The organism is Acidovorax sp. ACV02, assembly GCF_014851475.1.
GTDB lineage: Bacteria > Pseudomonadota > Gammaproteobacteria > Burkholderiales > Burkholderiaceae_C > Acidovorax > Acidovorax delafieldii.
This window is the reverse complement of sequence record NZ_JACUZU010000004.1, coordinates 423239-447978: the sequence shown is the minus strand read 5'-3', so window position 1 is coordinate 447978 and position 24740 is coordinate 423239. Positions and strand designations below refer to the sequence as shown.

The following is a 24740-nucleotide window of genomic DNA, read 5'->3' as shown; positions in this document are numbered from 1 at the left end:
GGCCTTGGGGTGGCGCGGGGCCATGATAAGCTGACCTGATCGTCCCTTTTTCCTCCCTCAGTTTCACACGCGGAGACTCCTCTATGCCTGGCCTTTTGCCCGATATCGACCCCGATGGTTTGCTCGAATTTTCGGTGGTCTACACCGACCGCGCGCTCAACCACATGTCCAAGCGCTTCACCGGCGTGGTGCAGGACATCCTGGGCACGCTCAAAGAGGTCTACCACGCCCACACCGCCGTGCTGGTGCCCGGCAGCGGCACCTTCGGCATGGAGGCCGTGGCGCGCCAGTTTGCCAACAAGGAAAAGGTGCTCATCGTGCGCAACGGTTGGTTCAGCTACCGCTGGACGCAGATCTTTGATGCCGACAAGGGCCTGGGCGGTGGTTCCGTGGTGTGCAAGGCGCGCCAGCAGGGCAGTGGCCCGCAGGCGCCCTGGGCACCATGCCCCGCTGAAGAAGTCGCCGCCACCATCCGGGCAGAAAAGCCCAAGGTGGTGTTTGCGCCCCATGTGGAAACGGCCAGCGGCATCATCCTTTCGGACGACTACATCCGCACGCTGACGGCAGCTGCGCATGAGGTGGGCGCGCTGTTTGTGCTGGACTGCGTGGCGTCGGGCGCGATGTGGGTGGACATGCAGGCCACGGGCGTGGATGTGCTCATCAGCGCACCGCAAAAGGGCTGGAGCGGATCGCCTTGCTGCGCCATGGTGATGCTGTCCGAGCGTGCGCGCGAAGCCATCGAGGGCACCACGAGCAGCAGCTTCTCGTGCGACCTCAAGAAGTGGATGCAGATTGCCGAGGGCTACGAAAAGGGCCAGCACGCGTACCACACCACCATGCCCACGGATGCGCTGGTGCGCCTGCGCGAGGTGATGGGCGAGACGCGTGAATATGGATTTGCCAAGGTGCGTGACGAGCAGATCGAATTGGGCGCCAAGGTGCGCGCGCTGCTCGAATCGCGCGGCTTCCCCAGCGTGGCGGCAGACGGCTTCAAGGCGCCCGGCGTGGTGGTGAGCTACACCACCGACTCCGGCATCCAGAACGGCAAGAAGTTCATGGAAGTGGGCCTGCAGACGGCTGCGGGTGTGCCGCTGCAGTGCGATGAGGGGCCGGACTTCAAGACCTTCCGCATTGGCCTGTTTGGCCTGGAGAAGTGGCACAACGTGGACCGCACGGTGGGCCACCTGTCGAAGGCGCTGGACCAGATTGCGGCGACTGCCTGACGCATTGGGGTCGAGGTCGGCGGGCTGGCCCGGATGAAGCCAGAGACTGACAGCGCAACCGTAGCCCTGCGGCGTGCCAAACGGCAGGCGCTGGGACTGTTGCTGCTGGTGACGGCGGTGTTCATCGCCACCAGCGTGGTCGAACGCGGACTGTGGCTCAACGGTGTGAAGGCCATGGCCGAGGCCGCCATGGTGGGTGCGCTGGCGGACTGGTTTGCGGTGGTGGCGCTGTTCCGGCGCCCGCTGGGCCTGCCGATTCCGCACACCGCAGTCATCGCGCGCAACCAGGCGCGCATCGGCCGCAACCTGGCCACCTTTGTACGCGACAAGTTCCTGGACGTGCCTTCGCTCGTGTCGCTGATCCGCCGGCACGACCCGGCCGAGCGTCTGGCGCAGTGGCTCACGGCGCCAGGCAACGCCGCGCTGCTGGGACACCAGGCCACGCGCCTGGCATCGGCCGCGCTGGAGACGGTGCAGGACGCGCAGGTGGAGCGCTTCATCCACAAGGCCGCGCGTGCCTTGATCGGGCAGGTGGATATGTCGCGCGCCCTGGCGGCGGTGCTCGACACCCTCACGCACAACGGCCGTCACCAGGCGCTGCTGGACGACGTGCTGGCCAAGCTCATCGAACTGCTGCAGAACGAGCAAACCCGCACCTGGGTCGCGCAGTCCATCGTGGTCTGGCTGAAGAAGGACCACCCGCGCACCGAGAAATTGCTGCCCAGCGACTGGCTGGGCGACAAGGGTTCGGCCCTGCTGGCCCGCGCGCTGGAGAGCCTGATGACCGATGTGGCCGCCAACCCGCAGCACGCATTGCGTGCGCAGTTTGATGTGGCGGTGCAGCGCTTTATCGAGCGCCTGCGCAGCGACCCGGAATGGGAGCGCAAGGGCGAGGAGATCCGCACATGGTTGCAGACCGACGCCACGGTGGCAGGTTATGTACAGACCTTGTGGTTGGATCTGCGCGGCGCTCTGCAACGCGACCTGGCCGATGCCAACTCGGTGCTGGCGCGGCAGGTGGGCAAGCTGGGGTTATGGCTGGGCGAGTCGCTGGCGGGGGACGCGGCGCTGCGGCAGTCGTTCAATGACAGGCTGGAGCGTTGGGTGGAGGGTCTGGCGCCGGATGTGTCGGCGTTCATTGCGCAGCACATCGAGGACACGGTGCGGCGGTGGGATACGGAAGAGATGACTCAGCTGATCGAGCTGAACATTGGCAAGGATCTGCAGTACATCCGCATCAATGGCACCGTGGTGGGCGGGCTCATCGGGCTGGTGCTGTTTGCTGTGTCGCATGTGGGGGAGATGGGGCGGGCTTTGTGGGGCGGGTGAGGGCCGCTGAGCGCGGCGCAGCGTGGGACAAGAGGTGATGCCCCTGCCGCACCCCTCACAACAACCGGAACACCAGCGGCATCAGCACCGCAGCCAGCACCACCTGCAGCCCCAGCGCCAACCCTGCATACGCCCCCGCTTCGGCATGCACCTGCAGCGCATGCGCCGCGCCGATGCCATGTGACGCCGTGCCCAGCGCAAAGCCCCGCAGTGCCATGCCTTGCGCGTCGGTGGGCAGGCGCATCAAGCCAAACAACCAGCGCGCAGACAGCGCCCCCACCATGCCCGTCAGCGCCGCGAACACGGCGGCCAGGGCGGGCACGCCGCCGATCTGTGCGGCAATGCCCATGGCGACCGGGGCGGTGACGGATTTGGGGGCCAGCGACATCAGCACATCACCCGGCAGGCCCAGTGCCCAGCCCAGGCCTACAGCGCTGGCGGCCGCCGCGCTGCCACCCGCCAGCGAGGCCAGCACCAGCCGGCCCCAACGCGAGCGCAAGGCCGCGCGGCGCTGCCACAGGGGCCAGCCCAGCGCCACCACCGCAGGGCCCAGCAAGAAGTGGATGAACTGCGCGCCCGCAAAGTACGTGGGATAGGCCGTGCCGGTGGCCAGCATGACCGTGGCCAGAATGGCCACCGACAGCATCACCGGGTTGGCCCAGGGCGCGTGCCCCGAGCGCACCGACAGCGCCTGCGCCAGCACATACACCGCCAGCGTTGCGGTCAGCCCGAACAGTGGGGCCGATGCCAGGTACACCCACAGCTCAACGAAGTTCGCCATGGGTCTCCTTGGGCTGCAAAAGACGCAGCACCAGCGCCGTCACGGCCATACCGACCCAGGTGGACAGCACAATCACCGCCACCAGCTGCAGGCCATAGGTGCTCAGCAGCGCCAGGTGGGTCATGACCCCCACGCCCACCGGCACAAACAGCAGCGACAGGTGCTGGAGCAAGAAGCCCGCCGCCGGGGCTACGGCATCCCGAACGGGCTGCCAACGCAAGGCCAGCAAGAGCAGCACCATGCCGACCACCGGCCCTGGGACCGGGAGCTTCAAAAAGTGAGACAGCGCCTCGCCCCCCGACTGCATGAGCAGAAGAAAGGCCAGCCCTTGCAGCGCCTTCATGGCGATCAGAAACGCGGCAGGTCGGGGTGCTTGATCTGCCCCCCACGCACCAGCATCTTCCCGTACTCCGCGCACCGGTTCAGCGTGGGGATTACCTTGCCGGGGTTCAGCAACCCTGCCGGATCAAACGCGTGCTTGAGCCCGAACATCTGTGCGTTTTCCGCTGCAGAGAACTGCACACACATGCTGTTGAGCTTCTCCACGCCCACGCCATGCTCGCCCGTCACCGTGCCGCCCATGGCGACGCTGGTCTCCAGGATGTCGGCGCCAAACAGCTCGCAGCGGTGCAGTTGGTCGGCATCGTTCGCATCGAACAGGATCAGCGGATGCAGGTTGCCGTCGCCCGCGTGGAACACGTTGGCGCAGCGCAGCTGGTATTTTTTCTCCATCTCCTGGATGGCGAGCAGGATGTCCGCCAGGCGCTTGCGCGGGATGGTCGAGTCCATGCACATGTAGTCGGGGCTGATGCGGCCGCTGGCGGGGAAGGCGTTCTTGCGGCCGCTCCAGAAGCGCAGGCGCTCGGCTTCGTCGTTGCTGACCGAGATGGCGGTGGCGCCTGCAGCGCGCAGCACGTCGCTCATGCGGCCAATTTCTTCCTCTACCTCTTCGGGTGTGCCGTCGCTCTCGCACAGCAGGATGGCTTCCGCAGTCAGGTCGTAGCCCGCGTGCACAAAGTCCTCCACGGCAGCGGTCATGGGTTTGTCCATCATCTCCAGGCCGGCCGGGATGATGCCGGCCGCGATGACCGCGGCCACCGCGTCGCCCGCTTTGCGCACGTCGTCAAAGCTGGCCATGATGCAGCGCGCCAGCTGGGGCTTGGGGATGAGCTTGACGGTGACCTCGGTGGTCACGGCCAGCATGCCCTCGCTGCCGATCACGGCGGCCAGCAGGTCGTAGCCAGGGGCGTCGAGTGCCTCGCTGCCGAATTCGACGGGCTCGCCTTCCACCGTGAAGCCCTTTACCTTGAGCACGTTGTGCACGGTGAGGCCGTATTTGAGGCAGTGCACGCCGCCCGAGTTCTCGGCCACATTGCCGCCGATGGTGCAGGCGATCTGGCTGCTGGGGTCGGGCGCGTAGTAGAGGTTGTAGGGGGCTGCCGCCTCGCTGATCGCCAGGTTGCGCACGCCACACTGCACCACGGCCGTGCGGCTTTCGGGGTTGATGTCGAGAATGCGGTTGAACTTGGCCAGCGACATCGTCACGCCCAGGGCGTGGGGCATGGCGCCGCCCGACAGGCCCGTGCCCGCACCGCGCGCCACCACCGGCACCTGCAGCCGGTGGCACACCTGCAGCACGGCCTGCACCTCGTCGTAGGTTTCCGGCAGGCACACCACCAGCGGGCGCTGGCGGTAGGCGGTGAGGCCGTCGCATTCGTAGGGCGTGGTGTCCTCGTTGTGCCAGAGCAGTGCGTGGGCGGGCAGCACGCGGCCCAGGGCCTGGACAACCTCGGCCTGGCGCGCGGCGCGTTCGGACAGGGCTACGGTGGGGTCGGCGGCAGTGTTCATGGCTGTCACTGTAGGGGATGGTTCGGTGCCCGGGCTTGAGCTTTTCTTCAGGGGATTGTGAAAAACACCGGATTGCTCACCAATTGATAGCTGCTGGTGCCTGTTGGGCAAGCGCTGGAGGCAAATTTACCTGAACCTGATGGAGGCGAGCGTGACTCGGGCGAGGGCAGCCGAGCAAGGGCCGCCCCGCAGCTAGGGCTGCGTCCCCCTTCCCGGCGCAGCGGAGAGAAAGGAGAAGGCGCCCAAGGCGACTCAGGGGGATACCTCTACTACGCCATGGTTTTGCGCAGCCATTCGGCAAACGCTGCGCATTCCCACCGGTCCATGGTGCCCGTGCGCCAGCACAGGTAGTGCGCGTGGGGGCTGGCGGTGTCGGTGTCAAACAGGCGCACCAGTGTGCCGTTCTCCAGCCAGGGCGCGCCCAGCTTCAGGCGTACCAGCGCCACGCCCATGCCGGCAGCGGCGCCATCACACATCAGGCCGATGTCGTTGAACTGCGAGCCCTCGCTGGGCTCGGCCCAGTCGAGACCCGTGGCAGCAAACCAGGTGCGCCAGGGCTCCAGCGGGCTGCGCAGCAGGGGCACGCCCTCCAGGTCCTCGGGGCGGTCAAAGGGCCCGTGCTCGCGCACAAATGCGGGCGAGGCCAGGGGCGTGACCACGTCGCGCGCCAGCTCCACATGCTCCACGTCGGCATAGTGGCCGGGGCCAAAGCGCACCATCAGGTCGGCGTCTTCGGCCACCACGTCCAGCAGCGGGATGGAGACCTGCAGCGCCAGGTCGATCTCGGGATAGGCCTCGGTGAACTGGCGCAGGCGGGGGATGAGGATGGTGCGCGCAAACGTGGGCGTCACGGCCAGCTTGAGCCGCCGCCGCCCGGGCGCGGCCGCCTGGCCGGGGAACCGCTGCAGCGCGCCCAGCCCCTCGCGCACATGGGCCAGGTAGGCGCTGCCCTCGGTGGTGAGCGAAAAATCGGCCCGGCCAAACAGCCGCACCCCCAGGATCTGCTCCAGCTGCTTGACGCGGTGGCTCACGGCGCTGGGTGTCACGCACAGCTCGTCGGCCGTCTGCGTCACGCTGCGCAGGCGGGCCAGCGCCTCGAAGGTCAGCAGGCACTGGATGGGCGGGATGCGCCGTGCAGCGCTGCTGAGGAAGGAGGACGGGGCTGCCGTGGCCATGGGAAAGCTGGACTAGCGGAAGATGACTGTCTTGTGGCCGTTCAGGATCACGCGGTGCTCGCTGTGCCACTTCACGGCGCGGGCCAGCACCTGGCTTTCGGTGTCGCGGCCGCGGGCCGTGAGGTCTTCCACGGTGTCGGTGTGGTCGGCGCGGGCCACGTCCTGCTCGATGATCGGGCCTTCGTCCAGGTCGGCCGTCACATAGTGGGCCGTGGCGCCGATCAGCTTCACGCCCCGGTCATGGGCCTGGTAGTAAGGCTTGGCGCCCTTGAAGCTGGGCAGGAAGCTGTGGTGGATGTTGATGGCCCGACCGGCCAACTTTTGACATAGGTCAAGAGAAAGTATCTGCATGTAACGGGCCAATACCACCAACTCGGCCCCTTCGCCCTCGATAATCTCAAACTGCTTGGCTTCGGCCTGGGCCTTGGTGCTGCCCGTCATCGGGATGTGATGAAACGGCACGTTGTAGCTGGCCGCCAGCTGGTAGAAGTCGCGGTGGTTGCTGATGATGGCGCGGATGTCGATGGGCAGCAGGCCACTCTTCCAGCGGAACAGCAGGTCGTTGAGGCAGTGGCCTTCCTTGCTGACCATGAGCACGGTTTTCATGGGGGCTGCCGTGGCGTGCAGGCTCCAGTGCATGTTGTAGGGCTCGGCAAAGCTGGTCAGGCGCGCTTTGAGGGTGGGGTGGTCGTGCTGGTCGCAGGCAAACTGCACCCGCATGAAGAACAGGCCCGTGGCGTGGTCGTTGTACTGCGCGGCTTCTTCGATGTTGCCGCCATGCTCCAGCAAAAAGCCGGAGACGGCGTGCACCAGCCCCAGGCGGTCGGGGCAGGACAGGGTAAGGATGTAGGCGTTGGTCATAGCTGTGCAATTGTCGCAGCAAGGGCCAAAGGCCGTGAAACCGTGAAATCAACAAGGAGCGCAAGAAGCGCAATGGGCAACGAGGGCTATGCCTCATCACTGGTCCCCTGGCGGGGCATGCTGCTGTACCTGGTGCTGGGGGTGGCCTGGGTGTTTGCGGGCGATGTGTTGCTGGCTCACTGGGTGACCGACCCGGCCCTGCTGACCCGTTTTCAGACCTGGAAGGGCTGGGGCTATGTGGCGCTGACCAGCGGCCTGGCCTGGTGGCTGCTGCGGCGCATGCGCCGCGCCGAAAAGGTGCGCATGGCCATGGCGCAGGAGCTGACGCAGATCGTGCGCCATGCGCCGGCCGGGTTTGCGCGGGTGGCGCTGGACGGCAGCTTTCTGTGGGCCAACGCCCGCCTGTGCGACCTGCTGGGGGCCACGCCCGCGCAGACGCTGGGCCTCAATTTTCGCGATGTGATGATCGCCCAGGACCCTGACTGGGCGGCGTCGCAACTGGAGCGCCTGCTGGCTGGCGAGATCGACCACTATGTGGGCGAGCGTCACTGCCTGCGGCTGGACAACGGCCGCCGGGCGCCCGTGCTGTGCACCGTGACACTGGCGCCCGAAGTGGGCGATGAGCCCGCGCACCTGGTGTGTGTGGTGCAGGACCTCGACGAGATCAAGGCCGCGCGTGCTGCGCTGCAGCGCAGCGAGGCCCGCCAGCGCCTGGCGGCCACGGTGGTGGACAACACCATGGAGGGCGTGGTGGTAACCGACGCCCACAGCCGCATCCTGTCGGTCAACGCGGCGTTCACCCGGCTGCTGGGCTATACCGAGGAGGAGCTGCTGGGCAAGACCCCGCGCGTCTTCAAGTCGGGCCGCCACGACAAGGCTTTTTATGAGGCGATGTGGTCGGCGCTGACCGAAACCGGGTACTGGCAGGGCGAGATCTGGAACCGCCGAAAGAACGGCGAGATCTTCCCGGAGCACATGTCCCTGTCGGCCGTGCGCGACCCGGCGGGCGAGATCACGCACTACGTGTGCATGTTCACCGACATCTCCGAAGAAAAGGCCCAGCAGCGGCAACTGGAATACCTGGCGCACAACGACCCGCTCACGGGCTTGTCCAACCGCACCTGGTTCGGGCACCAGCTGGAGCTGGCGGTGCAGGAGGCGCAGGGCAGTGGCGAGCACATCGCCGTGCTGCTGCTCAACCTGGACCGCTTCAAGGACGTGAACGACAGCTACGGCCATGCCACGGGCGACGAGGTGCTCAAGCACATTGCGCGGCAGGTGCAGTCCGCCCTGCGGCCCGGAGACGTGCTGGGGCGCATGGCGGGCGACGAGCTGGCCGTGGTGGCGCGCAACCTGCGCCATGCCGATGGTGCCGCCGCCGTGGCGCGCCACCTGATCCGCGCCGTGGCCGAGCCCTGGCGTTCGCCCGACGGGCTCGAGGTGGTGGCGGGCGTCAGTGTGGGCATCTGCATGTTCCCTGAGCACGCTGGCACCACCGAACTGCTGCTGCAGGGCGCCCACGCGGCGGTCTATGGCGCCAAGGCGCGCGGCCGGGGGGCGTGGTGCTTCTTCCACGAGGCCATGACCCAGGCGGCCCGCGAGCGGCTGGAGCTGGAGTCGCGCCTGCGCCTGGCGCTGGCCCAGGGCCATCTGCAGATGTACTACCAGCCCCAGATCGACATTGCCACCGGTCGCATCCAGGGCGCCGAAGCCCTGGTGCGCTGGAACGACCCGCAAGAGGGGCTGATCTCCCCCGCGCGCTTCATTCCCGTGGCCGAGACCTCGGGCGTCATCGGTCCGCTGGGGGAATGGGTGGTGCGCGAGGTCTGCCGTCAGGGCCAGCAATGGCGTGACGCCGGGCTGCCCCCGCTGACCCTGGCGCTGAATGTGTCGCCGCGCCAGTTCCACCTGACCGACTTGGCCGGTTGCACGGCGGCCGCGCTGCAGGCCAGCGGGTTCCCCGCGGCACTGCTGGAGCTGGAGATCACCGAAAGCGCCCTGGCCGAACGTACCGAAGAGGCCCGCCAGGTGCTGGTGCGACTGCGCGAGCTGGGGGTGCGCATCGCGGTGGATGACTTCGGCACCGGCTATTCGTCGCTGGCGCAGCTCAAGCGGTTTCCCATCGACGTACTCAAGATCGACCAGGGATTCATCCGCGATATTCCGCAAAGCGAGGACGACATGGCCATCAGCGCCGCCATCATCGCCATGGGGCACAGCATGGGCCTGTCGGTGCTGGCCGAGGGGGTGGAGACCGAGGGCCAGCTGGCCTTCCTGCGCGAACGGGGCTGCGACGCCTACCAGGGCTACCTGTGCAGCCGCCCTGTGCCTGCCGACGATTTTGTGGCGCTGCTGCGCGCGCAGGCGGAGACTGCTGCCGCCGCGCAGGGCTAAAAGGCGCGCTCAGACCTTCTGTCCGGGGGGCGCAGGGCGCCACTGCTCGCGCAACTCTGCGCACACATCACGCGGGGGCAGCGCCGGGGTCTGGACCACGGCATCTGCTTGTGCACCTGATTTGATAGCGGCTGGCGCATGCTCCACCTGCGCTATCACTACTTTTGACACCAGATTTGCCGGCCAATGCGTTGGCACGCCCAGGTGGCGCAGCACATGGCCGCCGCCAGCCACCAGCAGCACCGTCTGGCCGGAGCGCAACGCCTCGTGGGCCGTCCGGGCCATGCTGGCGTCGCGGGCGATCTGGATGCGGGCCATGGGCGCAATTTGTGGCTCCGGCAGCAGCCCGCAGTGGCCGTCGCGCAGCGCCTGGTATTGCTGCGCCAGCGCGGGGGCGGGCAGGTGCCGGTCCCAGGCGGTCTCCGCCATGGCGGCCCGCATGCGGGCGCGGGGCAGGTTGCCTCCCAGCACGGGCACGCCGGCGCCCACGGCCGCCATCACCACCGGGCCATAGGCCTGCCATGGCCAGGCGGCGTTGTCCCATTGCAGGGCGGCCTGGGCCTGCGCTTCGCTGGCATCGCGCGGCAGGCCCCGGGTGCTGTGGCCCCGCTCGGCCATCTCCATCACCACGGCCGCCAGCTGCCCGCGCGAGGACAGCCACGCCACGGCCTCGCGCTGCAGGCGCTGGTGGTCGGGTGCATCGTGCTGCTCGCCCAGCAGCAGTACATCGGCGGGAAGCAGGCTCTGCAAGCGGTCGGTCCAGAGGGGGGAGGGCGGCGTGCCCGGGGCAGGGGCGTAGGCGCAGCCAGCCAGCGCCACGGTGACGCTTCCCAGCACCAGCCAGGTTCGCAGGAGAGGGAGGGGCAGTCGTTGCATGGCTCCATGCTACGCGGGCCGCTCTTGACCCAGGTCAAGGTTGTGGTGATGCCCCTTCCCTACACTGCGCCATGCGCTCCCGTCCCACGCTCTCCACCAAACTCCTTGCCATGGGCGCGGGCTTCTTGCTGGTGGCGCTCGCTTCCATCGGCCTGACCCTGTGGGTGACCTGGAAGCTCGAAGGTGGCGCAGCGGCGGTCAACGAGGCCGGCCGCCTGCGCATGAACATGCTGCGCATGGTGCTGGTGCTGCAGACCGAGCCACCCGAGGCCGTGCAAGAACGCGCCCGCCAGTTCGACGCCAGCCTGGAGTTGCTGCGCACGGGCGATCCGTCGCGCCCGCTGTTTGTGCCGTGGAGCGACGAGACACGTACGCGGTTCGATGGCATCCGCACCCGGTGGACCGAGGCCCGCACCGGGTGGGTCAGCGCATCGCCCCCGGACCGCGCCCGGAACCTGGCGGAGGCCGATGCCTTTGTGCAGCAGGTCGATGGTTTTGTGGATGCCATCGAGATCCAGATCGCGGGCTGGACCGCCGCGCTGCACCTGTTCCAGCTGTTCATGATGGCGCTGGCCATCGTGGCTGCCGTCACCTTCATGGCCGTGAGCTATCTGCTGGTCATCAATCCCGTGGCACGTCTGCAGCAGGCCCAGGCCCGGCTGCGCCAGGGCGAGCTGGGCACGCGGCTGCCGGTGGATACGGATGACGAGTTCGGTCAGCTGTCGGCGGGCTTCAACCTCATGGCGCATGCACTGCAGGCATCGCACGACGAGCTGGAGCACAAGGTGCGCGAAAAGACCGCCAGCATCGCCGTGCAGAACCAGCGCCTGGCCGCGTTGTATGAGGTGAGCGCGCTGGCCAGCACGGCGGGCAGCCTGGAGCTGCTGGCCCAGGGTTTTGTGCAGCAGATCCGCCGCGTAGCGGGGGCCGACGCAGCCGCCGTGCGCTGGTCCAATGAGGCCAACGAACGCTATGTGCTGCTGGCGGGCGACGGCCTGCCGCGCACCATGGCCGAAGGCGAGCACTGCCTGCACACGGGCACCTGCCTGTGCGGCCAGCCGCAGGCCCAGGCGCGCACGCGGGTCATTCCCATCACACCGTCCACGACCGTTGCCTTGCCCCATTGCCGCGAGGCGGGGTTCCAGACCATGGTCACCATCCCGGTGCAGATGCTGCAGCGCCTGTTGGGCGAGGTGGATCTGTTCTTCCGCTCGCCAGTGGAGCTGACCGATGAACTGCGCGACCTGCTCGAAGCCATGACGCGCCACCTGGCCAGTGCCATGGAGGGCCTGCGTGCCACCGCGCTGGAGCGCGAGGCGGCGGTGGCAGAGGAGCGCAGCCTGCTGGCGCGGGAGCTGCACGACTCCATCGCCCAGTCGCTGGCCTTCCTCAAGATCCAGACCCAGCTGCTGCGCGATGCCGTGGCGCGCGGCGATGAGGCCAAGCGCGACCGCAGCATCGGCGAGCTGGATGTGGGTGTGCGCGAGTGTTATTCCGATGTGCGCGAGCTGCTGGTGCACTTCCGCACCCGAACCAGCGAGGAAGACATCGAGTCAGCGCTGCGCGCCACCTTGTCCAAGTTTGAGCACCAGACCGGCATGGCCACCACGCTGGGCATGGTGGGCCACGGCTTGCCGCTGGCGCAGGACGTGCAGATCCAGGTGCTGCACATGGTGCAGGAGGCATTGTCGAACGTGCGCAAACATTCGGGCGCCACGCGGGTGGATGTGCTGGTGCACCGCCATCCACGCTGGCGCTTTGAGGTGCAGGACAACGGCACTGGCTTTGAGGTGGCCTCCGTGCCACCGGACTCGCTGCATGTAGGCCTGGGCATCATGCGCGAACGGGCCCAGCGCATTGGCGCGGTGGTCCAGGTGGAGTCTGCTCCGGGGCAGGGCACCCGCGTGTGCATCGAGCTTCCCTCGATCGCACCCACGCCGCCTCACCAGCCCGCCGCATCCACCCATTCAGCGGGTTCGATATACGCCGTAGCCCCCCAACAAGCCACCATCCCATGACGACCTCCGTATTGCCCGTTGCCACAGCCCCCGCGTCAGCGCCGACGACACCGCCGGTCACGCTGCTGGTGGTGGACGACCACACGCTGTTCCGTCGCGGGCTGATCGCGCTGCTGAGCCAGTATGAGGGCCTGTCCGTGGTGGGCGAGGCGGGGGATGCCGCGCAGGCCCTGCGGCTTGCGCCCCAGCTGCAGCCGCAGGTGATCCTGCTCGACAACCACCTGCCCGGGGTGATGGGCGTGGATGCCATCCAGGGCCTGCGCGAAGTCTCGCCCGCCTCGCGCGTGCTCATGCTCACCGTGAGCGAGGACGCGCAGGACCTGGCCACCGCGCTGCGCAACGGCGCGCAGGGCTACCTGCTCAAGACCATCGACGGCGACCTGTTGGCCCAGGCCATTCGCCGTGCCGCCCGGGGTGAGCCCGTGGTGAGCCCCGAACTCATGGGCAAGCTGGTGGCGGCGTTCCAGTCGCAAGGCGCGCCCGAGATAGCGCCCACCGCGCCCATACCCGCCGATGCCGCTGCGGTCGCTGCAGGCGCCGTCAGCGGCTTCACACCCCTGTCACCGCGCGAGGAAGACGTGCTGCGCGAGATTGCACGCGGCGCCAGCAACAAGGAGATCGCGCGCACGCTCGACATCGCCGAGACCACGGTGAAGATCCACGTGCAGCACATCCTGCGCAAGCTGGGCCTGAGTTCGCGCGTGCAGGCCGCGGTGTACGCCTCGGACCGGCAGCGCGCCGAATAGCGCTGGCCCTCGCACGCTCCGGGCGCATCGGGCTGGTGTGGTGCGGGTGCTATTACCCACAACGCTTGCGCCATAGTTCTTTCGGACGATGCTCCGCCCCGGGTAACTAGTCCCTCTGCCGCGCCGCACACCCTCTAGTGAAGGATGTGCAAAGGTCGCCACAAACGCGACCATTCCTCTCATGCAAAAAGAGAGGAATCGCGCAATGGCCAACGCAACCCTGCCCCCGGGCGACAGCCCGCAGCGCACTCGCCAGGCTTGGTCGGTGCTGATCGTTAGCACCTTCGCCTTCACGGTCTGCTTCATGGTGTGGATGATGTTTGGCGTCATCGGCATCCCCATCAAGAAGATGCTGAACCTGAACTCCACGCAGTTCGGGCTGCTGATGTCCATGCCCGTGCTCACGGGCTCGCTGGTGCGGGTGCCCCTAGGCATCTGGACCGACAAGTTCGGTGGCCGTATCGTGATGGCGGCCGTCATGGCCACCACCGTGCCTGCTATCTGGCTCATGAGCTATGCCACGGAGTACTGGCACTTCCTGACGATCGGCCTGTTCGTGGGCTTGGCGGGGGGCTCGTTCTCAGTGGGTACGCCTTATGTGGCGCGCTGGTTCCCCAAGCATCGCCAGGGCACGGCCATGGGTGTGTATGGCGCGGGTAACTCGGGTGCAGCCGTGAACAAGTTCGTGGCGCCGGTGCTGCTGGTGGCCTTCGGCTGGACTATGGTGCCGCAGGTGTATGCGGCCATCATGCTGGGCACCCTGGTGCTGTTCTGGTTGTTCAGCTACAGCGACCCGGCCCACCTGGTGCCCAGCAACGTCAAGTTCACCGACCAGCTCAAGGCGCTCAAGGACCCCAAGGTCCTCAAGTACTGCCAGTACTACAGCATCGTGTTTGGCGGCTATGTGGCGCTGTCGCTGTGGATGGTGCAGTACTACGTGGGCGAGTTTGGCCTCGACATCCGCGTGGCGGCACTGCTGGCCGCGTGCTTCTCGCTGCCCGGCGGTGTGCTGCGCGCCATTGGAGGCATGCTGTCCGACAAGTACGGCGCCCACAGCGTGACCTGGTGGGTGATGTGGGTGAGCTGGATCTGCCTTTTCCTGCTGAGCTACCCCCAGACTGATTTCACCATCGTCACCGTCAACGGCCCCAAGACCTTCCACATCGGCCTGAACGTGTACCTGTTCACCGGTCTCATGTTTCTGCTGGGCATTTGCTGGGCCTTCGGCAAGGCCAGTGTCTTCAAGTACATCAGCGACGACTACCCCCACAACATCGGCGCCATCAGCGGCATCGTGGGTCTGGCTGGTGGCCTGGGCGGGTTCGTGCTGCCGATCCTGTTCGGTGCGCTGATGGACCTTACCGGCATCCGCTCCAGCGCTTTCATGCTGATGTACGGCGTGGTGTGGGTCTCGCTCATCTGGATGTACTTCACCGAAGTGCGCAACACCCGTCTCATGGGTTCGCAGGGCGCTGTTGCGCAACCTGCCACCCGTTGATCTTTCAAGGAAAAATCACCATGTCTGCCACCACCACCAGCGGGCGCCAGGGGCGTCTGCTCACCCTCTGGGCCCCGGAGGACAAATCGTTCTGGGAGCGCGAAGGCGAAGCCATCGCCAAGCTCAACCTGTGGATCTCGGTGCCCGCGCTGTTCCTGGCCTTTGCCATCTGGCAGGTCTGGAGCGTAGTCGCCGTGAGCCTGCCGGGCCTGGGCTTCAAGTATTCGACCAACCAGCTGTTCTGGCTGGCGGCGGCACCCGCGCTCTCGGGCGCCACGCTGCGCATCTTCTACTCGTTCATGGTGCCGCTGGTCGGTGGCCGCCGCTGGACGGCGATCTCCACCGCCTCGCTGCTGATCCCGGCCATCGGCATCGGCTTTGCGGTGCAGGACAACACCACGGCCTACCCCACCATGCTCATCCTCGCGCTGCTGTGTGGCCTGGGCGGCGGCAACTTCAGCTCCAGCATGGCCAACATCAGCTTCTTCTTTCCGAAGGAGCGCAAGGGCTCCGCGCTGGGTGTGAATGCGGGCCTCGGTAACCTGGGCGTGTCGGTGGTGCAGTTCCTCAGCCCTCTGGTCGTTACGGCCGGTATCTTTGGGGTCTTTGGTGGCGATGCACAGACCATTGTGAAGAACGGCCAGACCGCGCAGGTGTGGACGCAGAACGCCGCCTTCATCTGGGTGCCATGGATTGCGCTGACGGCGCTGGCCGCCTGGTTCGGCATGAACGACATTGCCGATGCGCGTGCCTCGTTCGCTGCGCAGGCCGCCATCTTCAAGCGCAAGCACAACTGGCTGATGTGTGTGCTGTACCTCGGCACCTTCGGGTCGTTCATCGGCTATGCCGCAGGCTTTCCGCTGCTCATCAAGAGCCAGTTTCCTAACATCAACCCCCTGGCCTACGCATGGCTGGGGCCGCTGGTGGGCGCGGTGGTCCGGCCGTTTGGCGGGTGGCTGGCCGACAAGCTCGGCGGCGCGCGCGTCACGCTGTGGAACTTCATCGTCATGGCGATTGCCGTGGTGGGCGTCACGGTGTTCCTGCCATCCGCAGGCAATGAAGGTCAGTTTGCAGGCTTCTTCGTGTGCTTCCTGGTGCTGTTCCTCACCACCGGTATCGGCAATGGCTCCACCTTCCGGATGATCCCCGTGATCTTCCTGACCGAAGCCATGCGCGGTGTGGACCCCCGCAACACTGCGGCCGTGGCCCAGGCCAACAAGGAAGGCAACACCCTGGGCGCCGCCACGCTGGGCTTCACGGCCGCCATGGCGGCTTACGGCGGGTTCTTCATTCCCAAGAGCTATGGCAGCTCCATTGCGCTGACCGGCAGCCCCCATGCCGCGCTGTGGACGTTCTTCGCCTTCTACCTCGTTTGCATCGTGATCACCTGGTGGCACTACGCGCGCAAGAACGCCGCCATGCCTTGCTGATGACCCCTGAACAGAACAGAACAAGGAGCCCCCGATGAGCCATTTCCTCGACCGCCTTTCGTACTTCTCGCAGCCCCGCGAGACCTTTGCCCAGGGCCATGGCGAAACCAATGGTGAAGACCGCACCTGGGAAGACGCCTACCGTGACCGCTGGGCACACGACAAGATCGTGCGCAGCACCCACGGCGTGAACTGCACGGGCTCCTGCTCGTGGAAGATCTACGTCAAGGGCGGCATCGTCACCTGGGAAACCCAGCAGACCGACTACCCCCGCACCCGGCCCGACCTGCCCAATCACGAACCCCGTGGCTGCGCACGCGGCGCCAGCTACAGCTGGTACCTGTACAGCGCCAACCGCGTGAAGTACCCCATGGTGCGCGGCCGCCTGCTCAAGCACTGGCGCGCCGCCATCGCCCTGGCCAAGAGCCCGGTGGACGCCTGGGCCAGCATCGTCGAGAACGATGCCTCCAAGCGCGAATGGCAAAAGCAGCGCGGCCTGGGCGGCTTTGTGCGCAGCACCTGGGACGAAGTCAACCAGATGATCGCTGCGGCCAACGTGTACACCATCAAGAAGCACGGCCCGGACCGCATCATCGGCTTCTCGCCCATCCCGGCGATGTCGATGATTTCGTATGCAGCGGGTTCGCGTTACCTGAGCCTCATCGGCGGCGTGTGCATGAGTTTTTACGACTGGTACTGCGACCTGCCTCCCAGCAGCCCACAGACCTGGGGCGAGCAGACCGACGTGCCCGAGTCGGCCGACTGGTACAACAGCTCGTACATCATTGCCTGGGGCTCCAATGTGCCCCAGACGCGCACGCCGGATGCGCACTTCTTGACCGAGGTGCGCTACAAGGGCACCAAGGTGGTGTCCATCACGCCCGACTACTCCGAAGTCGCCAAACTGGGCGATCTGTGGATGCATCCCAAGCAGGGCACCGACGCTGCCGTGGCCATGGCCATGGGCCATGTGATCCTGAAGGAGTTCTACTTCAAGGACGGGGGCAAGGGCCGCTCGGCGTACTTTGATGACTACGCCCGCCGCTACACCGACCTGCCCCTGCTGGTGGTGCTCAAGGAAAAGACGCTGCCCGATGGCCGCATGGTGATGGTGCCAGACCGCTATGTGCGCGCCAGCGACTTTCCGAACAAGCTCGACCAGTCCAACAACCCCGACTGGAAGACCGTGGGCTACGACGAACTGGGCCAGGTCACGCTGCCCAATGGTTCCATCGGCTTCCGCTGGGGGGCCGACGGACGTGCCGACCAGGGCCTGTGGAACCTGGAGAACAAGGACGCACGCACCGCCAACACCTTCAAGCTCAAGCTTTCGGTGATCGAGGACGGCGCGCAGGCCCATGAAGTAGCTGATGTGGCCTTCCCGTACTTTGGCGGCGTGGCAACGCCCAACTTCACGGCCAACGAACAAGGCGGCGACGTGATGGTGCGCCGCGTGCCGGTGTCCCACCTGGAGCTGGCCGGGCACGAAGCCCAGGGCCGGGTGATGGTGGCCACCGTGTTCGACCTGCTGGCTGGCAACTACGGCATTGACCGGGGTCTGCCCGGCGAAGAGCAGGGCGTCACCTACGACAGCGACCGCCCCTACACGCCCGCCTGGCAGGAAAAGATCACCGGTGTGCCGCGCGATCAGATCATCACCGTGGCCCGCCAGTTTGCCGACAACGCGCACAAGACCCACGGGAAGTCCATGGTCATCATCGGTGCGGCCATGAACCACTGGTACCACAGTGACATGAACTACCGCGGCATCATCAACATGCTGATGTTGTGTGGCTGTATCGGTCAGAGCGGTGGTGGTTGGGCGCACTATGTGGGCCAGGAAAAGCTGCGCCCACAGACCGGCTGGACGGCGCTAGCCTTTGCGTTGGACTGGATCCGCCCACCGCGCCAGATGAACAGCACCAGCTTCTTCTACGCCCACACCGACCAGTGGCGCTACGAGAAGCTGGGCATGGAGGAGGTCCTCTCGCCGCTGGCCGACAAGAAGGCTTATCACGGCGCGCAGATCGACTACAACGTGCGCGCCGAGCGCATGGGCTGGCTGCCATCCGCCCCCCAGCTCAAGACCAGCCCGCTGCAGGTGGCCAAGGACGCCGCAGCCCGGGGCATGGACGCCAAGGACTACGTGGTCCAGTCACTGAAAGACGGCAGCCTGCAGATGAGCTGCGAAGACCCGGACCACCCCGCCAACTGGCCGCGCAACATGTTCGTGTGGCGCTCCAACATTTTGGGCTCGTCGGGCAAGGGGCATGAATACTTCCTCAAGCACCTGCTGGGCACCACCCACGGCGTGCAGGGCAAGGATCTGGGCAAGGATGAAGCCAAGCCCGAGGAAGTGCAGTGGCACACCAACGCGCCCGAAGGCAAGCTGGACCTGCTGGTCACGCTCGACTTCCGCATGAGCACGACCTGCCTGTACTCCGACATCGTCTTGCCCACGGCCACTTGGTACGAGAAGAACGACCTCAACACCAGCGACATGCACCCCTTCATCCATCCGCTGTCCACAGCGGTGGACCCTGCCTGGCAGGCCAAGAGCGACTGGGAGATCTACAAGGGTTTCGCCAAGGCCGTGAGCGAGGTCAGCGTGGGCCATCTGGGCGTCGAAAAGGACGTGGTGCTCACGCCCATCATGCACGACACGGCCGGCGAAATGGCACAGCCCTATGGTGTGCGCGACTGGAAGCGGGGCGAGTGCGAACTCATCCCCGGCAAGACAGCGCCGCAGGTCACGGTGGTTGAGCGCGACTACCCCAACCTCTACAAACGCTTTACAGCGCTGGGCCCGCTGATGGAGAAGGTGGGCAACGGCGGCAAGGGCATTGGCTGGAACACGCAGACCGAGGTGGGCCAGCTGGGTGACCTGAACGGCCGCGTGAAGGAAGAGGGTGTGACACAGGGCATGCCCCGCATCGTGACCGACATCGACGCCACCGAAGTGGTGATGATGTTGGCCCCCGAAACCAACGGCCACGTGGCCTGTAAGGCCTGGGAGGCCCTGGGCAAGCAGACCGGGCGCGACCACGTGCACCTGGCGCTGCACCGCGAGGACGAGAAGATCCGCTTCCGCGACATCCAGGCGCAGCCGCGCAAGATCATCAGCTCGCCCACCTGGTCGGGCCTGGAAAGCGAGAAGGTCAGCTACAACGCGGGCTACACCAACGTGCACGAGTACATCCCATGGCGCACGCTCACGGGCCGCCAGCAGTTCTACCAGGACCACCCGTGGATGCGTGACTTCGGCGAAGGCTTTGTGAGCTACCGCCCACCGGTGCACCTCAAGACGCTGGAAGAAGTCGAGGGCAAGAAGCCCAACGGCAACCGCGAGATCGCGTTGAACTTCATCACGCCGCACCAGAAGTGGGGCATCCACAGCACGTACAGCGACAACCTGATGATGCTCACGCTCAACCGGGGTGGCTCCGTGGTGTGGCTGAGCGAAGACGACGCCAAGGTTGCAGGCATCGTGGACAACGACTGGGTCGAACTTTTCAACGCCAACGGCGCCATTGCGGCCCGCGCGGTGGTGAGCCAGCGCGTGAACCCCGGCATGGTGATGATGTACCACTCGCAAGAGAAGATCATCAACACCCCTGGCTCCGAGATCACTGGCACCCGTGGCGGTATCCACAACTCGGTCACGCGCATCGTGCTCAAGCCCACCCACATGATTGGCGGCTACGCACAGTACAGCTACGGCTTCAACTACTACGGAACCATCGGCACCAACCGCGACGAGTTTGTGCTGGTGCGCAAGATGGACCGCGTGGACTGGCTCGACGATGAGCCTGTGTCCAGCACCGCAGCCCACGCCTGAAGCCAAGGAGAAACACGATGAAAATTCGCGCACAAATCGGCATGGTGCTGAACCTGGACAAGTGCATTGGTTGCCACACCTGTTCTGTTACCTGCAAGAACGTCTGGACCAGCCGCCCCGGGGTGGAATACGCCTGGTTCAACAACGTCGAAACCAAGCCCGGCATCGGCTACCCCAAGGAATGGGAAAACCAGGACAAGTGGAATGGCGGCTGGGTGCGCAGCCCCGACGGCTCCATCGCGCCCCGCCAGGGCGGCAAGTGGAAGCTGCTCATGCGCATCTTCGCCAACCCCAACCTGCCGCAGATCGACGACTACTACGAGCCCTTCACGTTCGACTACGACCACCTGCAGTCCGCGCCTGAAACCAAGGCCGCACCCACGGCCCGCCCACGCAGCTTGATCACCGGCAAGCGCATGGAGAAGATCGAGTGGGGCCCGAACTGGGAAGAAATCCTGGGCGGCGAGTTCAGCAAGCGCAGCAAGGACAAGAACTTCGACGATGTGCAAAAGGACATCTACGGCCAGTTCGAAAACACCTTCATGATGTACCTGCCGCGCCTGTGCGAGCACTGCCTGAACCCGGCGTGTGTGGCATCGTGCCCCAGCGGCTCGATCTACAAGCGCGAGGAAGACGGCATCGTGCTGATCGACCAGGACAAGTGCCGTGGCTGGCGCATGTGCGTCTCAGGCTGCCCCTACAAGAAGATCTACTACAACTGGCAGTCGGGCAAGGCCGAGAAGTGCATCTTCTGCTACCCCCGCATCGAGGCGGGCCAGCCCACGGTGTGCTCGGAAACCTGCGTGGGCCGCATCCGCTACCTGGGTGTGCTGCTGTATGACGCAGACCGCATCCAGGAAGCCGCCAGCGTGGAGCGCGACCGCGACCTGTACCAGGCCCAGCTCGACATCTTCCTGAACCCGAACGACCCCGATGTCATCAAGCAGGCCCGCATCGACGGCATCCCGGACAGCTGGATGGACGCCGCCCGCAACAGCCCCGTCTACAAGATGGCAGTGGACTGGAAGGTGGCCCTGCCGCTGCACCCCGAGTACCGCACGCTGCCCATGGTCTGGTATGTACCGCCCCTGTCGCCCATCACGGCCGCTGCCAATGCCGGCCACGTGGGCGTGAATGGCGAGATCCCCGACGTGTCGCAGCTGCGCATCCCCGTACAGTACCTGGCCAACCTGCTCACCGCCGGTGACACCGGGCCCGTGGTGCGGGCGCTGGAGCGCATGCTGGCCATGCGTACCTACCAGCGCGACAAGCATGTGGAGCAGCGCCAGAACCTGTCGGTGCTCAAGCAGGCCGGCCTGTCGATGGCGGAGGTGGAGGAGATGTACCACGTGATGGCGATTGCCAATTACGAGGACCGCTTCGTCATCCCATCGGCCCACCGCGAGTACGCAGAAAACGCGTTCGACATCCGGGGCGGCTGCGGCTTCTCGTTTGGCAACGGTTGCTCCGACGGCGCCACCGAGACCAGTATGTTCGGTGGCAAGAAGCCGCGGACCATTCCCATCAAAGCGACTGTTTGAGCGACACGGAAGGAATCACCATGTTCAAGAAGAACCCGACCTCCGTGCGCCTGACCCTGCGCGCCCTGGGCTACCTGCTGAGCTACCCCGATGCTCAGCTGCGCAGCGTGATGCCGCAGCTCATCGACGCTCTGCAGGCCGAGCAAGCCCTGACGGCCGAGCGCATGGAGGAGTTGAAGGCGGTGTGCGAGCACCTGGCTGCACTCGACCCGCTGGAAGCCGAAGCCCGCTACGTGGACAACTTTGATCGAGGCCGCCAGACCTCGCTGCACCTGTTCGAGCATGTGCACGGCGATTCGCGTGACCGGGGCCCGGCGCTCATCGACCTGTTGCAGACCTACGAGAAGGCAGGCCTGCAGTTCCAGGCAGAGGAGCTGCCCGACCACCTGCCGGTGGTGCTGGAGTTCGCCTCTACCCAGCCGCCCGAAGTGGCCAGGGAGTTTCTGGGCGAAATGGCCCACATCCTCAATGCGCTGTTCAGCGCCCTCGTGGCGCGCAACAGCCCCTACGCCAGTGTGATTGCCGCCGTGCTCGAAGTCTCGGGCCAGCGTGTGCAGTCGGTGGCGCTCACGCCCGAGCCGCCCATGGACGAGGTCTGGGCCGAGCCCGAAGCGTTTGGCGGTTGCAGCACCCAGGGCCAGTCCAAGCCCGACCAGCCGCAGCCCCTGCATTTTGTTCGTACCCCCCGCGCCGAGCGGGCACCCGAAGGAGTCTCAGCATGACCACCTGGCTTGACACCCTGCTGTTTGGCATCTATCCCTACATTTGCCTGGCCGTGTTCTTCATCGGCAGCTGGACGCGGTTTGACCGTGACCAGTACACCTGGAAGAGTGACTCGTCGCAGCTGCTGCGCACCGGCAGTCTGCGCTGGGGCAGCAACCTGTTCCACATCGGCGTGCTGTTCCTGTTCTTCGGCCACACGGTGGGCATGCTCACGCCGCACTTTCTGTATGAGCATTTCATGAGTGCAGGCGCCAAGCAGCTCATGGCCATGGTCTCCGGCGGGATCGCGGGCACGCTGGGCTTCATCGGCCTGTCCATCCTGCTGCACCGCCGCCTGTCGGACCCTCGCATCCGTGCCACGTCCAAGACCAGCGACATCCTGATTCTGGTGCTGCTGTGGCTGCAACTGGCACTGGGCCTGGCCACCATTCCGCTGTCGGCGCAGCATCTGGATGGCTCCATGATGATGAAGCTGGCCGAGTGGGGGCAACGGGTGGTGACCTTCCGCAGCGGCGGGGTGGAGCTGCTGGCCGAGGCGGGCTGGATTTTCAAGGCCCACATGTTCCTGGGCATGAGCATCTTCCTGGTCTTCCCCTTCACCCGTCTGGTGCATGTGTGGAGTGGATTTGGCACGCTGGCCTATGTGCTGCGCCCCTACCAGGTGGTGCGTGCGCGCCGCTTGAACCTGCCCCCAGGCCACATGCAGTCGCAAGACCGCCGCGCCTGAAATCCACCGACTATCAAGGAGCACACCATGAGCGGATGTGGAACCGGGAGCTGCGGATGCGGCTCCACTGACAGCGGCGTGGCGGCAGCACCTGCCAGCACGCTGACCCCGACGCAGGCTGCGGCCTACGAGGCCCTGGTGGCAACGATGGACGATGTGCCCCTGCAAGCCACCCTGGCACCACAAGCTGGCGCCATGGGGGGCGGTGGCTCGGTGGCGGCCGAGGTGGCACGTGTCAATGGCGTGGCCCTCAACGCCCCGCACGAGTCGCTGGACGAAGAGGCCCTGCGCCAGCGTGCGTGCACCGAGTTGCTGCGCCAGGCGGCGCAACAAGCGGGTCTGCTGCCCGCGAGCGATGTGCCGGGTGCCCTGGGCGCCATCAGCGTCCAGGCCTCCGATGCCATTGAGCAGTTGCTGGAGCGCGAGTTGGACCTCCCCGATCCTTCGGAAGAAGCCTGCCGCCGCTACCACGAGGCCCACCCTGCGGCCCATGCCCAGGGGGAGCGTGCGCAACTGCGCCATGTGCTGTTTGCGGTGACACCGGGCGTGGATGTGAAGCAGCTGCGCCTGCGGGCCGAGGCCTTGCTGATCGAGCTGCGCTGCGCGGACGATGGCGGTGCACAGTTCGCCAAGGCCGCCGCCCAGTGGTCCAACTGCCCCAGTGGCCAGCAGGGCGGTGACCTGGGCTGGCTGACCCGCGCCGACTGCGCCCCCGAGTTCGCGCGCGAGGTGTTTGGCGGTGCTGAGATCGGCGTGCTGGCACGCCTGGTGCACAGCCGCTTTGGTCTGCATGTGGTGGAGGTGGTGGCCCGTGACCCGGGGCAACAGCCCTCGTTCGAAGAGGTGCGCCAGGCCATTGCGCTCACCCTGCGCCAGCAGGCCTGGGTGAATGCGTTGCGCCAATATTTGCAGCTGCTGGCGGGCGCCGCCGTGGTCGAAGGGGTGGCGCTGGACGCGGCCGACACTCCGCTCGTACAGTAGTTGCTCCACACACCACCGTTATCTGATTGCCTGCCCATGCCCGACGAGTTGCTGGACCGCTTGCGCCGCTTCCATGACGACGCTTTCCCCCAGTATCGCCAGCAGTTCCAGGCGCTGGTGGACGAAGGGCAGCATCCCACCACCTTGTTCATCGGGTGTTCCGACTCCCGCCTGGTGCCCTATCTGCTGACTGGTGCGGGGCCGGGCGAGCTGTTTCTGGTGCGCAATGTGGGGGCGTTCATCCCGCCGTACGACGGGTCGCATGGCCACCATGGCACCACGGCGGCCATCGAGTTCGCGGTGCTCAACCTGCAGGTGCGCCGCATCGTGGTGTGCGGCCACAGTCACTGTGGGGCCATCAAGGCGATGTATGGTGAGGTGTCGCCCGAGGCCCCCAACCTCAACCGCTGGCTGGACCTGGGGCGCGAGGCACTGTTGCCCATGCAGCCGGGTCCCGAAGTATTGCGCCGCACCGAGCAGCGCGCGGTGGTGCTGCAGCTGGAGCGCCTCATGGAGTACCCCATGGTGCGCAGCCGGGTGCAGTCGGGCCAGATCAGCCTGCACGGTTGGCACTATGTGATCGAGGACGGCGAAGTGCATGTGTTCGATGTCCAGACCGGTGGATTTGTGCCCGCTTCGCAGTCGGACCACAGCGGCACCGGCCCCTACCAGCCCTACGTGGAGCATGATGGGCAGGTGCTGGTGGACGAGTGAGCGGCTACCGACTTGCCATGGCGCTGCATTCGGAGTG

General features: G+C 66.2%; 19 protein-coding genes. 13 read left to right on the top strand and 6 right to left on the bottom strand.

All coding sequences use genetic code 11. From position 1 onward, the window contains the following. Positions 1 to 83: 83 nt before the first annotated feature. Both IB236_RS12590 and IB236_RS12585 read left to right on the top strand, forming a co-directional pair. Positions 84 to 1223: an aminotransferase class V-fold PLP-dependent enzyme gene (locus IB236_RS12590; RefSeq protein WP_056059884.1), complete on the top strand. Its 1140-nt coding sequence runs from the start codon at positions 84 to 86 to the stop codon at positions 1221 to 1223. A 33-nt stretch (positions 1224 to 1256) separates the two neighbouring features. Then, positions 1257 to 2552, top strand: coding sequence for a DUF445 domain-containing protein (locus tag IB236_RS12585; protein WP_056059879.1), 1296 nt, complete (start codon positions 1257 to 1259; stop codon positions 2550 to 2552). 55 nt (positions 2553 to 2607) lie between these two features. Here the strand turns inward: IB236_RS12585 and IB236_RS12580 are convergent, their stop codons facing one another. The 5 genes from IB236_RS12580 to purU form a co-directional block, all read right to left on the bottom strand. Then, positions 2608 to 3333 carry an LrgB family protein gene (locus tag IB236_RS12580; RefSeq protein ID WP_056059876.1) on the bottom strand — a complete coding sequence of 242 codons (726 nt, stop codon included), beginning with the start codon at positions 3331 to 3333 and terminating at the stop codon, positions 2608 to 2610. Next, complete coding sequence (locus tag IB236_RS12575) at positions 3317 to 3676, bottom strand: CidA/LrgA family protein (protein WP_056059873.1); 360 nt, start codon at positions 3674 to 3676, stop codon at positions 3317 to 3319. Before IB236_RS12575 ends, IB236_RS12580 begins: the two co-directional genes overlap by 17 nt. 5 nt (positions 3677 to 3681) lie before the next feature. Continuing rightward, positions 3682 to 5181 (bottom strand): FAD-linked oxidase C-terminal domain-containing protein, encoded by a 1500-nt coding sequence (locus IB236_RS12570; protein ID WP_056059869.1) that lies wholly within the window; start codon positions 5179 to 5181, stop codon positions 3682 to 3684. Between the two features lie 269 nt (positions 5182 to 5450). Further along, positions 5451 to 6356, bottom strand: coding sequence for a LysR substrate-binding domain-containing protein (locus tag IB236_RS12565; RefSeq protein ID WP_056059867.1), 906 nt, complete (start codon positions 6354 to 6356; stop codon positions 5451 to 5453). Positions 6357 to 6368: 12 nt separating this feature from the next. Beyond that, positions 6369 to 7217 carry a formyltetrahydrofolate deformylase gene (gene purU, locus IB236_RS12560; protein WP_056059864.1) on the bottom strand — a complete coding sequence of 283 codons (849 nt, stop codon included), beginning with the start codon at positions 7215 to 7217 and terminating at the stop codon, positions 6369 to 6371. Positions 7218 to 7289: 72 nt separating this feature from the next. Between purU and IB236_RS12555 the strand changes: the two genes are divergently transcribed. Beyond that, positions 7290 to 9611, top strand: coding sequence for a bifunctional diguanylate cyclase/phosphodiesterase (locus IB236_RS12555; RefSeq protein ID WP_165836537.1), 2322 nt, complete (start codon positions 7290 to 7292; stop codon positions 9609 to 9611). 9 nt (positions 9612 to 9620) lie between these two features. Here the strand turns inward: IB236_RS12555 and IB236_RS12550 are convergent, their stop codons facing one another. After that, positions 9621 to 10487 (bottom strand): ChaN family lipoprotein, encoded by an 867-nt coding sequence (locus IB236_RS12550; protein WP_056059858.1) that lies wholly within the window; start codon positions 10485 to 10487, stop codon positions 9621 to 9623. Between the two features lie 71 nt (positions 10488 to 10558). On the opposite strand from IB236_RS12550, the gene IB236_RS12545 reads away from it, so the two are divergent. From IB236_RS12545 to IB236_RS12500, 10 genes are all read left to right on the top strand, one after another. Beyond that, positions 10559 to 12505: a type IV pili methyl-accepting chemotaxis transducer N-terminal domain-containing protein gene (locus tag IB236_RS12545; protein WP_225581116.1), complete on the top strand. Its 1947-nt coding sequence runs from the start codon at positions 10559 to 10561 to the stop codon at positions 12503 to 12505. Continuing rightward, a complete protein-coding gene (locus tag IB236_RS12540) occupies positions 12502 to 13251 on the top strand; it encodes a response regulator (protein ID WP_192421021.1) in 750 nt (249 codons plus the stop codon). Before IB236_RS12545 ends, IB236_RS12540 begins: the two co-directional genes overlap by 4 nt. A 205-nt stretch (positions 13252 to 13456) precedes the next feature. Beyond that, positions 13457 to 14749, top strand: a complete 1293-nt coding sequence (locus tag IB236_RS12535; RefSeq protein ID WP_116748705.1) for a nitrate/nitrite transporter — start codon at positions 13457 to 13459, stop codon at positions 14747 to 14749. A 20-nt stretch (positions 14750 to 14769) separates the two neighbouring features. Next, positions 14770 to 16179, top strand: coding sequence for a NarK family nitrate/nitrite MFS transporter (locus tag IB236_RS12530; protein ID WP_056745778.1), 1410 nt, complete (start codon positions 14770 to 14772; stop codon positions 16177 to 16179). Positions 16180 to 16213: 34 nt separating this feature from the next. Next, positions 16214 to 20017: a nitrate reductase subunit alpha gene (locus tag IB236_RS12525; protein ID WP_192421020.1), complete on the top strand. Its 3804-nt coding sequence runs from the start codon at positions 16214 to 16216 to the stop codon at positions 20015 to 20017. A gap of 17 nt (positions 20018 to 20034) precedes the next feature. Beyond that, the gene (narH, locus tag IB236_RS12520; RefSeq protein WP_056745774.1) at positions 20035 to 21558 is read left to right on the top strand and encodes a nitrate reductase subunit beta; all 1524 of its coding nucleotides are present in this window, start codon (positions 20035 to 20037) and stop codon (positions 21556 to 21558) included. Positions 21559 to 21578: 20 nt separating this feature from the next. Continuing rightward, complete coding sequence (gene narJ / locus IB236_RS12515) at positions 21579 to 22280, top strand: nitrate reductase molybdenum cofactor assembly chaperone (protein WP_108497439.1); 702 nt, start codon at positions 21579 to 21581, stop codon at positions 22278 to 22280. After that, positions 22277 to 23008: a respiratory nitrate reductase subunit gamma gene (gene narI / locus IB236_RS12510; RefSeq protein WP_146870175.1), complete on the top strand. Its 732-nt coding sequence runs from the start codon at positions 22277 to 22279 to the stop codon at positions 23006 to 23008. The genes narJ and narI overlap by 4 nt, the downstream gene beginning before the upstream one ends. 147 nt (positions 23009 to 23155) lie before the next feature. Next, the gene (locus IB236_RS12505; protein WP_192421050.1) at positions 23156 to 23989 is read left to right on the top strand and encodes a peptidylprolyl isomerase; all 834 of its coding nucleotides are present in this window, start codon (positions 23156 to 23158) and stop codon (positions 23987 to 23989) included. Between the two features lie 36 nt (positions 23990 to 24025). Next, positions 24026 to 24703 carry a carbonic anhydrase gene (locus tag IB236_RS12500; protein ID WP_015012284.1) on the top strand — a complete coding sequence of 226 codons (678 nt, stop codon included), beginning with the start codon at positions 24026 to 24028 and terminating at the stop codon, positions 24701 to 24703. Positions 24704 to 24740 lie beyond the last annotated feature (37 nt).

Excerpts from the sequence above, each read along its gene's own strand:
- IB236_RS12590 (WP_056059884.1), top strand. The coding sequence starts at position 84 with ATGCCTGGCCTTTTGCCCGATATCGACCCCGATGGTTTGCTCGAATTT.
- IB236_RS12585 (WP_056059879.1), top strand. The coding sequence starts at position 1,257 with ATGAAGCCAGAGACTGACAGCGCAACCGTAGCCCTGCGGCGTGCCAAA.
- IB236_RS12580 (WP_056059876.1), bottom strand. The coding sequence starts at position 3,333 with ATGGCGAACTTCGTTGAGCTGTGGGTGTACCTGGCATCGGCCCCACTG.
- IB236_RS12575 (WP_056059873.1), bottom strand. The coding sequence starts at position 3,676 with ATGAAGGCGCTGCAAGGGCTGGCCTTTCTTCTGCTCATGCAGTCGGGG.
- IB236_RS12570 (WP_056059869.1), bottom strand. The coding sequence starts at position 5,181 with ATGAACACTGCCGCCGACCCCACCGTAGCCCTGTCCGAACGCGCCGCG.
- IB236_RS12565 (WP_056059867.1), bottom strand. The coding sequence starts at position 6,356 with ATGGCCACGGCAGCCCCGTCCTCCTTCCTCAGCAGCGCTGCACGGCGC.
- purU (WP_056059864.1), bottom strand. The coding sequence starts at position 7,217 with ATGACCAACGCCTACATCCTTACCCTGTCCTGCCCCGACCGCCTGGGG.
- IB236_RS12555 (WP_165836537.1), top strand. The coding sequence starts at position 7,290 with ATGGGCAACGAGGGCTATGCCTCATCACTGGTCCCCTGGCGGGGCATG.
- IB236_RS12550 (WP_056059858.1), bottom strand. The coding sequence starts at position 10,487 with ATGCAACGACTGCCCCTCCCTCTCCTGCGAACCTGGCTGGTGCTGGGA.
- IB236_RS12545 (WP_225581116.1), top strand. The coding sequence starts at position 10,559 with ATGCGCTCCCGTCCCACGCTCTCCACCAAACTCCTTGCCATGGGCGCG.
- IB236_RS12540 (WP_192421021.1), top strand. The coding sequence starts at position 12,502 with ATGACGACCTCCGTATTGCCCGTTGCCACAGCCCCCGCGTCAGCGCCG.
- IB236_RS12535 (WP_116748705.1), top strand. The coding sequence starts at position 13,457 with ATGGCCAACGCAACCCTGCCCCCGGGCGACAGCCCGCAGCGCACTCGC.
- IB236_RS12530 (WP_056745778.1), top strand. The coding sequence starts at position 14,770 with ATGTCTGCCACCACCACCAGCGGGCGCCAGGGGCGTCTGCTCACCCTC.
- IB236_RS12525 (WP_192421020.1), top strand. The coding sequence starts at position 16,214 with ATGAGCCATTTCCTCGACCGCCTTTCGTACTTCTCGCAGCCCCGCGAG.
- narH (WP_056745774.1), top strand. The coding sequence starts at position 20,035 with ATGAAAATTCGCGCACAAATCGGCATGGTGCTGAACCTGGACAAGTGC.
- narJ (WP_108497439.1), top strand. The coding sequence starts at position 21,579 with ATGTTCAAGAAGAACCCGACCTCCGTGCGCCTGACCCTGCGCGCCCTG.
- narI (WP_146870175.1), top strand. The coding sequence starts at position 22,277 with ATGACCACCTGGCTTGACACCCTGCTGTTTGGCATCTATCCCTACATT.
- IB236_RS12505 (WP_192421050.1), top strand. The coding sequence starts at position 23,156 with ATGGACGATGTGCCCCTGCAAGCCACCCTGGCACCACAAGCTGGCGCC.
- IB236_RS12500 (WP_015012284.1), top strand. The coding sequence starts at position 24,026 with ATGCCCGACGAGTTGCTGGACCGCTTGCGCCGCTTCCATGACGACGCT.